This window comes from Ideonella azotifigens (genome assembly GCF_006519715.1).
GTDB lineage: Bacteria > Pseudomonadota > Gammaproteobacteria > Burkholderiales > Burkholderiaceae_C > Ideonella > Ideonella azotifigens.
In genome coordinates this window covers 1-13,143 of record NZ_VIDT01000086.1, presented here as the reverse complement: position 1 = coordinate 13,143, position 13,143 = coordinate 1, and the positions used below count along the sequence as shown (strand labels likewise).

At 67.3% G+C, this 13,143-nt stretch carries 12 protein-coding genes; 5 read left to right on the top strand and 7 right to left on the bottom strand.

The genetic code is table 11. From position 1 onward, the window contains the following. The first annotated feature begins 243 nt into the window (after positions 1-243). Entirely contained in the window at positions 244-1,236 is a 993-nt protein-coding gene (locus FKP22_RS08205) for an LLM class flavin-dependent oxidoreductase (protein ID WP_141286857.1), read from the top strand. Between the two features lie 30 nt (positions 1,237-1,266). Here the strand turns inward: FKP22_RS08205 and FKP22_RS08200 are convergent, their stop codons facing one another. The 5 genes from FKP22_RS08200 to FKP22_RS08180 all read right to left on the bottom strand — a co-directional run bounded on the left by FKP22_RS08200 (position 1,267) and on the right by FKP22_RS08180 (position 6,422). Next, a complete protein-coding gene (locus FKP22_RS08200) occupies positions 1,267-2,025 on the bottom strand; it encodes a DUF4397 domain-containing protein (RefSeq protein ID WP_141286856.1) in 759 nt (252 codons plus the stop codon). Between the two features lie 234 nt (positions 2,026-2,259). Continuing rightward, complete coding sequence (locus tag FKP22_RS08195; RefSeq protein WP_141286855.1) at positions 2,260-2,970, bottom strand: beta/alpha barrel domain-containing protein; 711 nt, start codon at positions 2,968-2,970, stop codon at positions 2,260-2,262. A 22-nt stretch (positions 2,971-2,992) separates the two neighbouring features. Continuing rightward, positions 2,993-4,915, bottom strand: a complete 1,923-nt coding sequence (locus FKP22_RS08190; protein ID WP_141286854.1) for an AI-2E family transporter — start codon at positions 4,913-4,915, stop codon at positions 2,993-2,995. Positions 4,916-4,951: 36 nt separating this feature from the next. Beyond that, positions 4,952-5,704, bottom strand: coding sequence for a DUF4397 domain-containing protein (locus FKP22_RS08185; RefSeq protein ID WP_141286853.1), 753 nt, complete (start codon positions 5,702-5,704; stop codon positions 4,952-4,954). A gap of 49 nt (positions 5,705-5,753) precedes the next feature. Further along, positions 5,754-6,422 (bottom strand): DUF3313 domain-containing protein, encoded by a 669-nt coding sequence (locus tag FKP22_RS08180; protein ID WP_141286852.1) that lies wholly within the window; start codon positions 6,420-6,422, stop codon positions 5,754-5,756. 203 nt (positions 6,423-6,625) lie between these two features. Here FKP22_RS08180 and FKP22_RS08175 point away from each other — a divergent pair, with 203 nt between their 5' ends. Next, positions 6,626-7,270, top strand: coding sequence for a TetR/AcrR family transcriptional regulator (locus tag FKP22_RS08175; RefSeq protein WP_141286851.1), 645 nt, complete (start codon positions 6,626-6,628; stop codon positions 7,268-7,270). Positions 7,271-7,347: 77 nt separating this feature from the next. After that, entirely contained in the window at positions 7,348-9,273 is a 1,926-nt protein-coding gene (locus FKP22_RS08170) for a B12-binding domain-containing radical SAM protein (protein WP_141286850.1), read from the top strand. Between the two features lie 117 nt (positions 9,274-9,390). On the opposite strand, the gene FKP22_RS08165 is transcribed toward FKP22_RS08170, so the two are convergent. Further along, positions 9,391-10,074 (bottom strand): expansin EXLX1 family cellulose-binding protein, encoded by a 684-nt coding sequence (locus tag FKP22_RS08165; protein ID WP_170200807.1) that lies wholly within the window; start codon positions 10,072-10,074, stop codon positions 9,391-9,393. A 207-nt stretch (positions 10,075-10,281) separates the two neighbouring features. On the opposite strand from FKP22_RS08165, the gene FKP22_RS08160 reads away from it, so the two are divergent. Beyond that, positions 10,282-10,899 carry a flavin reductase family protein gene (locus tag FKP22_RS08160; protein ID WP_141286848.1) on the top strand — a complete coding sequence of 206 codons (618 nt, stop codon included), beginning with the start codon at positions 10,282-10,284 and terminating at the stop codon, positions 10,897-10,899. 25 nt (positions 10,900-10,924) lie between these two features. Here the strand turns inward: FKP22_RS08160 and FKP22_RS08155 are convergent, their stop codons facing one another. Beyond that, positions 10,925-11,599, bottom strand: coding sequence for a class II glutamine amidotransferase domain-containing protein (locus FKP22_RS08155; RefSeq protein WP_141286847.1), 675 nt, complete (start codon positions 11,597-11,599; stop codon positions 10,925-10,927). Positions 11,600-12,035: 436 nt separating this feature from the next. Between FKP22_RS08155 and gshA the strand changes: the two genes are divergently transcribed. Continuing rightward, the coding region (gene gshA, locus FKP22_RS08150) for a glutamate--cysteine ligase (protein WP_141286858.1) at positions 12,036-13,143 on the top strand (1,108 nt) is incomplete at its 3' end.

Below are 13,143 nucleotides of genomic sequence, written 5' to 3'. Positions count from 1 at the left end.
GCAGCAATGCCCACAGCAGCAGGACCAGGCCCAGCGTGAGGCCCACGAGCAGCAGCACCGCCACAAACACCAGGCCGGCCAGCGCCAGCACCACACGCCGGATGGCCAGCGCCACGCGGGCCAGGAAGAGAGACAAGGAGGACATGGGACGGGATTTTGAAGCCTGCGCGGCCTTGCGCCGTGCAATGGCCGCAAAAACCGTCCGCCAGCCAAGGGCAGGCCGACAGGGCCAAGATGGGCGCCATGATTCCTCTGTCCGTACTCGACCTCGCCCCCATTGCCGAAGGCAGCAGCGCCCGCGAAGCGCTGCAGCACAGCCTGGACTTGGCCCAGCATGCCGAAGCCTGGGGCTACAAGCGCTACTGGCTGGCCGAACACCACAACATGGACGGCGTGGCCTGCTCGGCCACTGCGGTGCTGATCGGCCACGTGGCCGGTGGCACCACGCGCATCCGCGTGGGCTCCGGCGGCGTGATGCTGCCCAACCATGCGCCGCTGGTGATTGCCGAGCAGTTCGGCACGCTGGCCACGCTGTATCCGGGTCGCATTGACCTCGGGCTGGGCCGTGCGCCGGGGACCGATGGCCCGACGGCCCGCGCACTGCGGCGCGGGCCGATGGCCACCAGCGAAGACGATTTCCCGCGCGAGGTGCAGGAGCTGATGGCCTACCTGGACGACGCCAAGCCGGGCCAGGCGGTGCGCGCCATTCCCGGCATGGGCACGCAGGTGCCGGTGTGGCTGCTGGGCTCCAGCCTGTTCAGCGCGCAGCTCGCCGCCTGGCTGGGCCGGCCGTTCGCGTTTGCCTCGCATTTCGCGCCAGACATGCTGCTGCAGGCGCTGGACATCTACCGCGACAGCTACAAGCCCTCGGCCGAATGGCCAAAGCCACATGCGATGGTGGGCGTCAACGTGATCGCGGCCGACACGGATGCCGAAGCGGCGCGGTTGTTCACCTCGATCCAGCAGCGCTTCCTGGGCATGCAGCGCGGCCAACGCGGCCCGCTGCCGCCGCCCATCGATCCAGCCGAGATGGAAGCCATGTGGCAGCCGCACGAGAAGCACAGCGTGCAGCGCATGCTGGCGGCCAGTGCGGTGGGCAGCGCAGAGACGGTGCGCGAGAAGCTGCTGGCCTTGCAGAAGGAGACCCGGGCCGACGAGTTCATCGTCGCCGGGGCCTTGCATGCGCACGGTGCGCGGCTGCGTTCCTACGAACTGCTGGCGCAGGCCTGGCGCTGAAGGCACAGGCCTGCACCAGCCGGTGCTGGCTTACAGCGTGTTAGCGATGAGCAGGTTGTCCTGCGTGCTGCCATGGCGCACGTCGAGCAGCTGCACGTTCAGGCCGTCGTCGCTGGGCAGGCTGATCAGCAGTTCGTCGTCGTCATCGCCCACGGTCATGCTGGCGCTGTAGAACGCCGTCTTCGAGCCGGCGGGCGTCAGGCGGACCTGGTAAGTGCCGCTGCCGATGAACACCGAGTTGGCGCCTGAGGCTGGCACCGCGGCCTGGCTGGCCACCGAAGCCATGTTCGGCGAAACGGTGGCGAGGTCGGTGCCGGGCGGCGTGATGTAGACGTCGTAGGTACCCGTCAGCGGCGAGCCGTTCAGGATGCGCACGCGGGCACGGTTGGAGTCCACCGGCTTGTCATACGGGTCCGAGATCGTCATCAGCTTGTAGCCGGTGCCGTCGGGCAGCGCGACCAGTGTGTAGTTGGTGGCGTTTTCGGTGTTCAGCGAGGTCGTCGCCAGCACGGTGCCGACAGTCGAGTCGTGGATCGCCCAGTCGGAGGTCACGCTGGGGGTGTCGTAATACTTGGAGGTACCTTCATAGGCCTGAACGCCAGCACTGGTCTCGTAGTTGCCCTTGCGATAGAGGGTGAGGCTCGGGCTGCCAGGCGCAGCGTTGATGAAACGGGCCTGGGCCGAGCCCAGGTTCAGCGAATCGGCGGTGTCACCGCCGCCGCAGGCGGACAGGGCAGACACGGCAAACAGGGTGCAGCCCAGCAGGGCGAGTTTGGAGCGAATGGTCATGGGACAGCCTCTCGTTGTGATCACGGTTGAACAGCGCAGGCGCGGTGTTCGCAGTGCTGGAAGTAGACCGTTGACGCCACCCGCTGGCGTGTGAGCTGCTGCCGCGCAGCCTTGTAGGCGCAGGCCGGCAATCCGTGTTTCCGCTTGTGTCCTGCTGCGCCGCCGGCCAGCCGGTCCACTGCCTGGCAGTGCCCGGCTTCGGCTGGTGATGGTGCGTGCGGGCTACGTCGTCGTTCAATCTTCCAGGCCAGCACCCGAAGCTTCGCCAGGCCGGGCCTTCGAGGAATTTCTCGGCATCGCCGCCTCCATCACGGACCGAGCGCGCGTCCAGTTGGCCAAGCCAAACGCCGCCAGCCTCTGGCTCGCAGCGTCGGGCTGATCGGGCCGGTAGACATGGTGGTCGAGCGCAAACCGCAGCGGGAGCACATCCAAGGGGCAGTTGCCCGCGGGCCAGATCTCGACGCCCTCGGGCAAGAAGGGTTCGAAGTCCATCAGCGCTCGGCGGGTGATGTCATCCGCGAGGTGCAGCCGAACAGCCTGCGCACCCGACTGGATCGCCTGCAAAGCTTCTCGCAATGAATAGACCTGCGGCACCACGAAAAGGCGCAAGCGCAGCCCGAGCAGCAGCAACTCGGGCTCGAAGGCCTGCACCCCCACCACGCGCCCGCCCACGCGAGCGATGTCCCGCACCTGCGACGCATCATTGACACCGGTGGCGCCGACCACGCAATCGGCTGGCAAGGCACGGACCAATTGCTGCAGCGTGGCCAGCGTGGCCAGACCCGCCCATGGCACTGCCATCACGCGAAACCCGGCGGCGTACAGCGCCGCCCCGGTTCGAGCGGCGTCCTGGGCGCGCAGCCCGGGCAGCGTGACCAGCAGCGGCAGGCCCGAGGGCCAGGACTGCGGCGCCCACGGCGTCATCTCGTTCAACAGTCGGTCCAAGGTCTGCTCCTGCGTCACGGATTCACATGTGAAGGTGGGTCTGCGGCGCGGCGAGGGGCGCCACGCCGCCCACCGAGTGGGCGAGAACCTCGCCAGCAATGCGCTCGAAGGCGTGGCCCATGCTGTCGACCGATTCGCGCAGCGCGTTGCCCAGCGACTCGGCCTCCGGCCCGGGCAGCAGCAAGGCAAATCGAGCGGCCTCCGGGGCGACCGCGCCCAGGCGTTCGCACAAGGCATCACCAGGTGCATGCTCACCACGGGCTGCCATGCTGACGATGCAGACGGTGCCGATGGCCGAAGCCGGCGGCTGCGCCGTCTGCAGCGAGTGCAGGTCCGACGCGGTCAGGTGGTAGGCGTCCAGGCCGAGGTGGCGCAGGATGCGCACCAACAGCTCGGTGGCCAGCTCGTCACCTGGCAGACCCATGCCGACGCAAACGACGACGCGCGCCGCAGCCGACGCGGGTCCAGGGGCCCCCAGGGTCCGTGCGCGCTGGCGCGCCAGCCGTTTGTGACGCAGCAGCAGGCCCGAACTCAGGCCCTCCACCTCTGCCTCCGGCCTGGGTCGGCTGCCGGCCAGGCCAGGCTCGCGCCGCGCACCGTCCAGCGCCTCCACCACGTCGACCACGGCCGAACGAATCTTGGCCTGCTGGCGCAGGCTGATGGCACCGGCTTCGAAGTCACGCCCGCCCAGCTGCATCGCGGGCATCAGCACCGCGTCGCAATAGACGGCCAGCGTGCGCCGCTTCATGAAGCCTTTTGCGTCGCCGATGATCTCGTCGGAGTCGCCGGACAGGGCCCGCTGGTAGAACTTCTGCGCCATCGTCAGCGCAGGGCCGTTGCCCAGCAGGATGTCCAGGAAGCCCAGCGAGCTGGCATGGCGCCCGGCCACGGCCAGGCACAGCGTCAGCGGTGTGGAGATGAGCACGCCGACAGGTCCCCAGAGCAGGCCCCAGAACAGCGTGGCCAGGACAATCGACAGCGGTGAAAGACCAGTGGCCCGGCCATACAGCCGGGGCTCGATGAATTGCGAGGTGATGAGCTGGACGGCCGCAAAGGCTGCCCCGGTCATCAGCACCAGGTGCCAACCCGCGGAGGCGCCCAGCGCCAGTCCCATGGCCAGCAGCGCCGCCAAAGGCACGCCGGCGAACGGCACGAAGCGCAGCACCACGGTAGAGGCGGCGGCGAGGAAGGCGTCGGGCAGGCCGATGAGCGACAAGGCCACCCACACCGCCCCACCGACCCCCAGGTTGACGACGAACAGCCGGGCCAGGTAGCGCGACAGCCGCTCCGTCGCATCGTCGATGGCCGCCGTGGTGACGCGCAGATCGGCCTGACCGATCAGGCGGATGAACCGGTCCCGCAGCGACTCCCGCTCAAGCAGCACGAAGACCATCACGATGCCCACCACCGCCGCGCTGACCAGCGGGCCCCACAGCCAAGACAGCAACTGCTGCAGGCGTCGAAGCGGCGTGCTTGTCGGAGGTGCCGCAGGGCCCCCGGCAGAAGCCTGGAAAGGCTGGCCCGTGCCGCTGTCCGCCTGCTGCGCGTCCAGCAGCGCGTCAGCCGCGTCCCAGGTCTTCTGCTGCGGCAGCAGCGCGCCCGAACGCAAGGCATCCAGGTTGGCGCTCAGGGTCGCCTGGTAGGCAGGCAGGCGCTCGGCCATGTGCAGGGCATGCGTGCCCATCAGCAGCAGCAGCCACGACACCACCAGCACCACGGAAGCCACGGCCGCGAATACCGCCGATCGCGGCCCCAGGCGCCAACGCCGCAGGGTGCGCACCCAGGGTGTCACGGCGAAGCTGAGCACGACGGCCAGCGTCACCGGCACCAGGATTGCCCGGCCGAAGTGCAGCAGCGCCAGCGCCGCGGCGAGCGCCAGGATGACGACTGCAGTTTGCAGCACGGGCGGCACCACGCGCGGGGTGGCGGCGGCAGGGTGGGACATGGTGCGCGGCCTCGCGGTTCATGCGGTTGCGGTGCGTCAGGCCTCGTTGGGAATCTCGGTGTTCGACTGGGTTTTGCCGGCCGGGATGTCCAGGATCTTGACCTCGCCGCTGGCGGCGCCTGGCAAGGTGATCAACAGCACGTCGTCGTCGTTGCCCAGCTTGAAGGTGCCGGAGAAGAAGACGGACTTCGAACCTGCGCCGGTGAGGCGGATCTGGTACGTGCCGTCGCCGATCATGAAGGAGTCTGAGCCCGAGGCAGGGCTGGGCATCTGGCCGGCGACGCCGGCCATGGCGGGCGTGGCGCTGCCAATGTCGGCGCCCGCTGCAGTGATGTAGACGTCGAAGCTGCCGACTTCCGGGGTGCCGTTGACGATGCGCACGCGGGCCCGGTCGGAATCCAGCGGCTTGTTGTAGGGGTCGGAGATCTGCAGCAGCTTGTAGGCGCTGCCGGAACCCGGGAGGGCCACCAGCGTGTAGAGCGTGCCGTTCTCGACGCGCATGGACGTGACGCCGAGCTGCGTGCCCGTGATGGCGTCGCGCGCGCTCCAGTCAGAGGTCACGTTGACGGTGTCGTAGTACTTCGATGCACCTTCATAGGCCTGCACACCGGCCTCGTTTTCCATGTCGTCCTTGCGATAGAGCGCAAGGCTGGGGCTGCCCGGCACGGCGTTCACGAAACGCACCTGGCCGGGGCCGATGTTCAGGGATTCGGCGGTATCGCCACCGCCGCAAGCGGCAAGGGCGAGTACGGTGCCGCCGAACAGGGCGACTTTGGAGAGGAAGTTCATGCTGGTGTCCTTGAAATGAGGAGGCAATGCCAGGAAAGAGGTGCAGGAATCAGTTGTCCTGGAGGTAACTCACCAGTTCGTCTGCCCCGCTGCGGATGCCGGTCTTGGCGGCGTTCAAAGCCCCCATGCCCGCCTTGAGGTCCCAGGCTCCGGGGTATTGCTTGGAGACATAGGCCGCGAGCAGCACCTGGGTGTTGGCATCGAAGACCTCGACGGCATAGGTCACCGAGCCGGTGAACGCCCCCTCCTTGCCACGCGCGGCCTGCACCGCGTTGTAGGGGCCGCCTACCAGATCGAAGCGCGACAGCGTGCTCAGCACCGCGGTACTGCTCTTGGCGCCCGTGAGCGTCAGCTGGATGCGCAGGGCCTTGCCAGGCGCACCGGATGCATGGCGGGCGTAGTCATCGAGCCGATCGGAAAACTGGCGTTGCATGTAGGCCGCCAGTTCGCGCCTGTCGGATTCGGCGATGTCTTCGAACTGGTTGTCGGCGCCGCGATAGATGACCACCGGATCCAGGCTGACGCTGCCGTAGCGCTTGAGCGCCACCCCGGACTGATAGGCCAGCGGGATGCGCCCCGTCTCATCGAGGGTGTTGCGGCGCAGCTGTTCGGATGAGGCGATGCCGGCGTATGGCACCGGTTGGGTGCCGGCACAGGCCGTCAGCCCAACGCACAGCGCGAGCGCGGCGCCTGAAAACCAAGGGTTGGAAAGTGACATGGCGGTTCCTGGGTGAGGTCGCATTGAGGGAGCGGTCAACGGAGACAAGACCACGAAGCTGCGGAGTCGACCTGTTGGCTGCTCGCCAGCGCTGCCAGCCATTCACCGACGAAATCAAAACCGCTCCGTACGGTTCATTATTGATTTGCTTTTCCGGCGCGTCAAGAAAAAAGTACCATCCGGTTCACTTTTGAGGAGCAAGGATGAAGGTACGCACGGAGGCGCGCCGCAGCGCCATCGTTCTGGCGGCGGCGGAGCTGTTCCAGGAGGTGGGCTACGAGCGGGCCTCGATGAATGAGCTGGCTCGCCGTTTTGGCGGCTCCAAGGCCACCTTGTATGGGTACTTCCCGTCCAAGGAAGCGCTGTTCGTGGCCGTGGTAGAGACCCTGGCCACCGCCAACCTGGCAGACGCGGTGGATGACCTGGCGCAGGTCGATGAAAAGTCCATCCCGCTGAAAGAGCAGCTCACGCGCTTTGGTGAACGCATGCTGCACGTGCTGGTCAACGACGAGAAGGCCATCGCCGTCTACCGCATGGTCGTCGCGGAATCCGGCCATTCGGTGGTGGGCCAGCTGTTCCACGAATCCGGCCCTGCGCAGAGCATCGAGGCCATTGCCAAGCTCGTCTCCGCGGCCATGGCACGCGAGGAACTGCGCCGGACCGACCCCAAGGTCATGGCCCAGCAGTTCTTTGCGCTGCTGACGGCCGAAATCAACAATCGGGTGTTCCAGAACCCGCCGCCACCGGTGTCCGAGACCGAGGTGCGCGCCAAGGTCCACCGGGCGGTGGAGATGTTCCTGATGGGCGCAGTTCCCCGCCAGGGCAAGGCCGAGCAAGCGGGCCGGTAGCCGGCTGGCACAATTCGGGCGAACCGCAACTGCGGCCTGGTGGCCTGGGCCACCCCCTCGTTGCCCTGTGCCCGCCCATGTCCGCCGCTTCCGAGTTCAAGGTGTTGAGCCTCATCCCGCCGATGACGCAGCTCAACACGCCCTACCCGTCCACCGCCTATCTAACCGGCTTCCTGCGCTCGCGCCAGATTGAGGCCGTGCAGGAAGACTTCGCGCTGGCGCTGGTGCTGCGGCTGTTTTCGCCCAGCGGGCTGGAGCAGGTGCTGGCCGCCTGCCAGGCGCTGCCCGAAGCGCGCCGCTCGGCGCAGGTGCGGCACTTCATCAACGAGTTCCGGCGCTACCGTGCCTGCATCGCATCGCTGATCCGCTTCCTGCAAGGGACGGACGCAACGCTGGCGCACCGCATCGTCACCCGCTTCTGGCTGCCCGAAGGTGCACGCTTCGCGAGCCTGGAACACTACATCGACGACGGCAGCGGCGACCCATTGCACTGGGCCTTCGGCGCGCTGGGCCTGCAGGACCGCGCCCGCCACCTGGCCACGCTGTGCCTGAACGACCTGGCCGACGTGCTGCGCGACGCGGTGGACCCACGCTTCGAGTTCGTTCGCTACGCCGAGCAGCTCGCCACCAGCCAGCCGCATTTCGACCCGCTGGCCGAAGCGTTGGCCCAGCCGCCCAACCTGCTGGACGACACGCTTGCCGCGCTCACGCGCGAAGCGCTGACGCGCCACCAGCCGCAGCTGGTGCTGCTCTCGGTGCCCTTCCCCGGCGCGGTATATGCCGCGCTGCGCATTGCGCAGACCATCAAGCGCGAGTTCCCCGGCGTGGCCATTGCGCTGGGCGGCGGCTTCGTCAACACCGAGCTGCGCGAGCTGGGCGAGCCGCGGCTGTTCGACTTCGTCGACTTCGTGACGCTGGACGCCGGCGAGCGCCCGCTGTTGGCCTTGATCGAGCATGTCAAAGGCCAGCGCTCGCGCCAGCGCCTGGTGCGCACCTTCGTGCGCGATGCCGAGTCTGGCGAGGTCCGCTACGTCAACATGATGGAGGCCGACGTGGCCTTCGCCGAGGTCGGCACGCCGACCTGGGACGGGCTGCCGCTGGGCCAGTACCTGTCGCTGCTGGACATGCTCAACCCGATGAACCGGCTGTGGAGCGACGGCCGCTGGAACAAGCTCACCGTGGCCCACGGCTGCTACTGGAAGAAGTGCAGCTTCTGCGATGTGAGCCTGGACTACATCTCGCGCTACGAGGGCGCCTCGGCCGCGGTGCTGACGGACCGCATCCAGCAGATCGTCGCCGAGACGGGCCAGACCGGCTTCCACTTCGTCGACGAAGCCGCGCCGCCCAAGGCCTTGAAGACGCTGGCGCAGGAGTTGATCCAGCGCGAGCTGGGCATCTCCTGGTGGGGCAACATCCGCTTCGAGAAGACCTTCACGCCAGACCTCTGCCAGCTGTTGGCCGACAGCGGCTGCGTGGCGATCTCGGGCGGCCTGGAAGTGGCCTCGGACCGGCTGTTGCAGCTGATGAAAAAAGGCGTGTCGGTCGAGCAGGTCGCGCGCGTGACCAAGGGCTTTGCCGATGCCGGCATCCTGGTGCACGCCTACCTGATGTATGGCTTTCCGACGCAGACGCTGCAGGACACGGTGGACGCGCTGGAATACGTGCGCCAGCTGTTCGAGAACGGCTGCATCCACAGCGGCTTTTTCCACCGCTTCGCCTGCACCGTGCATTCACCCGTGGGCCAGCAGCCGGCGGACTACGGCATCACGCTGCTGCCGCTGCCGGACGGCAAGTTCGCGAGAAACGACGTGGGCTTCCTGGACCCCACCGGCACCGACCACGACGCCCTCGGCCGCGGCCTGAAGAAGGCCATCTACAACTACATGCACGGCAACATGCTGGAAGAAGACGTGCGCGCCTGGTTCGACGAGGTCAAGGGCAAGGTGCCGCGGCCCACCGTGGGCCGGCAGCGCATTGCCAAGGCACTCGCCGAGCGGGGCTGAGAGCGCCCCCAGACCTGCCGCTTCGCGTCAGGCCCCCCGAGGAGGATGAGAAAACCTGGGGCGACCCTTCGTTTTCTCATGAGGCCGACACGGGAAGCGAAATGCCCTGGATGATCATCAGGGCGCGTAGACCGGGAACTGCTTGCCGGTCTCGATCTCCACGCCGGTCTGCAGCGGCACGTTCGGCACCACCACCACCTGCTTGTTCACGTCCGTCAGCCGGAAGTCGTACGGGCCGGGGCCCATGCCGTCCTGCTTGACGAAATAGTTGTAATCGGTTCGCGCCACCGTGGTCCACGCGCCCCCTTGCGCGCTGAGGCGGTACTGCAGCTTGTTGATGCGGTAGCGATGGTGCCGCACCTGCACCGCCGTGTAGTACTGGCTGGAACCGTCGGCAATGAAAAGCTGCATGCTGGGCTGGTCGTACGGCACGTATTTCCAGCTGATGTTGATGATGCCCTGCGCCGGATCGGCGATCTGCTTGAAGGCTTCGGCAGAGAGGTCCAGATTGCCCGCGGGACATCCGGGGCACTGGTCGTCGATCCGCACCTTCACCGTCTGCCCGGTGTCGCTGTTCTTCACCAGCACGTAGCCGCCACAGGCCTTGGAGCCCTGGTAATCGGTCCCGTTGATGGCAGCGGTGTACACGTCGCCTGGCACCGGCAGCATGCAGTTGCCCCCGCCGCTGTAGCCGTAAAAGGTGGCCTGCCCGGTCTTCGCCGCGCAGGCGGGTGCGGTCGCCAGGCCCAGCAGGGCAAAGCCAGTCAGCAGACTGGCGCGAAACAGCGTCTTGGTGTTCATGTGATCCCTCCGGGCCATGGCCGGCACATGCGCGGCCCGGCGCGATGATCCGGGCGCAGACTCCGCGGCGTCAATCATCGCCACCCCAGCCTGCAGCCCGGCATTTCAGGCGCTGCCCCGTGCGCCGAAGCCGAGCGCTTACATTCATTCATTTCCTTACACCCTCCGTGTCGCAGAGCACACACTGCCCACCTGGATGCGCACCTCATGCACGACCTCCATTTCTACGAGACCGCCAAAGGCCACGGCCTGCCGCACGACCCGTTCAACGCCATCGTCGGCCCGCGGCCGATCGGCTGGATCTCCTCGATTTCCGCGGCCGGTGCGTTGAACCTGGCGCCCTACAGTTTCTTCAACGGCTTCAACTACACGCCGCCCATCGTCGGCTTTGCCAGCGTGGGCGAGAAGGACAGCCTGCGCAACATCCGCGCAACCGGCGAGTTCTGCTGGAACCTGGCGACCGAGCCGCTGGCCGAGGCGATGAATGCCTCGTCAGCCATGGTCGCGCCCGAGGTCGACGAGTTCGGCCTGGCGGGCTTGACGCCGCTGGCCTCGCGCCTGGTCAAGCCGCCGCGCGTGGCCGAAAGCCCGGTCAGCTTCGAGTGCAAGCTGACGCAAATCGTCCAGCTGCAGAGCGCCGCGGGCGAACTCGTGCCGACCTGGCTGATCCTGGGCGAGGTGGTGGGCGTGCACATCGCGCAGCGCCTGCTGGTGAACGGCGTGTACGACACAGCGGCCGGCCAGCCCATCCTGCGTGGCGGCGGCCCGGCAGACTATTTCCGCATAGCGCCGGAGCAGAAGTTCAAGCTGCGACGGCCGGGCTGACTGACCGATTGACGGCAGCGGGCGCTCAGCCGCGCTGCATCACCAGCTTGACCTTGCGGCCGGTCAGCCATTGCCAGGCCTTGCGGGCCACGCGACGCCAGGCCGGCGTCTGCAGGTCCCAGAGCGGGGCCCAGGCGTGAGTGTTGGAGACTTCGATGCCGGGCATCACGCCGTTCCATTCGCGCGGCTGGACCACGTGCCAGTCGCGGCCCAGGCGCACCGCGCCTTCGCGGTCCAGCAGCACCACCATCGAGCCCTTGATGGCCGGGGTGATCAGGCGGTTGAATCCTTCGCTGCGCATCATGCTGGCCACTTGCGCGTCGGTCAGGCCGTCGAACATGCAGGCCAGCATGCGGGCCAGCTCGGAGGTGTCGCTGCGGCGAGTGTCGGTGGGGGCCAGGTGTTCGATGCTGCCGTTGTGCATCAACATGAGGCCTTCGCGCACCTGGTAGGGGTGGGCCATCTCATGGTTGACGTGGCCGTAGGTGGCCTTGCGCAGGTGCAGGTAGACCTCGCAGTCCAGCGGCAGGCCCTGGTTCAGCGCCAGCAACTCGTTGAGCTGCATGCCCTTGGTGGTGGCGAGGTGGCCGCTGCCGTCGAGGTAGAAGAAGCCCCAGCCGTCGTGGTTGCCACGCCAGGCGTTTTCAAGGAAGTCGGCGGTAATCTGCCGGCCCCGGGGCTTTTTGATGATCAGGCACATGGCGGTTCAGGCGGAAGCTCGGTCCAATGCTGACATTGAAGCAGGGCAAGCGAGCGTGCACACACCGAAAAAGCTAGCAAGTTCGGGGCCGACAATTGCTTTTGGGCAACAGTCTGCTGGCCGACCCTCCGTGCCGCGAAAAACCTCCTCGGGGCACCGAGGCAAATCGCTTTCCACATTTCGAGCAGCCTTGGCACGGCTGCTCGCGGCAACCCCAGCCTGGCGAGGCCTAATCGGGCTGCCATGCGGTGGCCTTGAAATTGGCGTCCAATGACGCACTTTCCGGGCAAGCTGCCATCCCAGTGCAACGCGACAGCAGCCGACTGGATGACCGCCAAGTCGGCTTTGAACTAGAAAATCTGCCGAGGAGGCATCGGTGAGCTTTGAATCCCTGCAACTGAAACTGCAAGCGCTGAGCGCGGCCCGCCTGGCCGGCATGCGCCGCGGCATTGAAAAAGAGAGCCTGCGCACCCAGGCCGATGGCCAGCTCGCCGCCACGCCGCACCCTGCCGCTTTGGGCGCGGCGCTCACGCACCCGCACATCACGACCGACTTCAGCGAGTCGCAGGTCGAACTGGTGACCGGTGCCAACACCACCGTGGGCCAGACGCTGGACGAGCTCGCCACGCTGCACCAGCTGAGCTACCGCGCCATTGGCGACGAGCGCCTGTGGGTGGCCAGCATGCCCGGCCGGCTGCCGCCGGATGCGCAGATTCCCATCGGCCAGTACGGCCGCTCGAACGTCGGCCAGGCCAAGACCGTCTACCGCCACGGCCTGAGCCACCGCTACGGCCGCCGCATGCAGACGATCTCCGGCATCCACTACAACTGGTCGCTGCCAGGGCTGTCGAACGACGAATACTTCGGCCTGATCCGCAATTTCCGCCGCCATTCCTTCCTGCTGCTGTGGCTGTTCGGCGCCTCGCCCGCCACCAGCACCGACTTCGGCGCCGGCCTGCAGCATGGCCTGGATGCGATGGGCACCGACACGCTGTACCTGCCCTACGCCACCTCGCTGCGCATGGGCCGCCTGGGCTACCAGAGCGATGCCCAGGCCAGCCTGCGCGTCAGCTACAACCACCTGGCCGGCTACGGCGCCTCGCTGCAGGACGCGCTGACCCAGCCCTACCCGGCTTACGAAGCGCTGGGCGTCAAGAGCGCCGACGGCCGCTACCAGCAGCTCTCGACCTCGCTGCTGCAGATCGAAAACGAGTTCTACGGCACGATCCGCCCCAAGCGCACGATCCAGAGCGGCGAACGCCCGCTGCATGCGCTGCGCCAGCGCGGCGTGGAATACGTCGAAGTGCGCTGCATGGACCTGGACCCCTTCGAGCCGGCCGGCATTGGCGCGCAGACCTCGCATTTCCTCGACGCTTTCCTGCTGCACTGCCTGCTCAGCGACAGCCCGCAGGACACGCCCGAAGAAGTCGCTGCGCTGGCCCGCAACCAGCACCGCACGGCCGCACGTGGCCGCGAGCCCGGCCTGCTGCTCGAGCGCGGCGAACAGACGCTGACGCTGACCGACTGGGCCGCCGAGCTGCTCA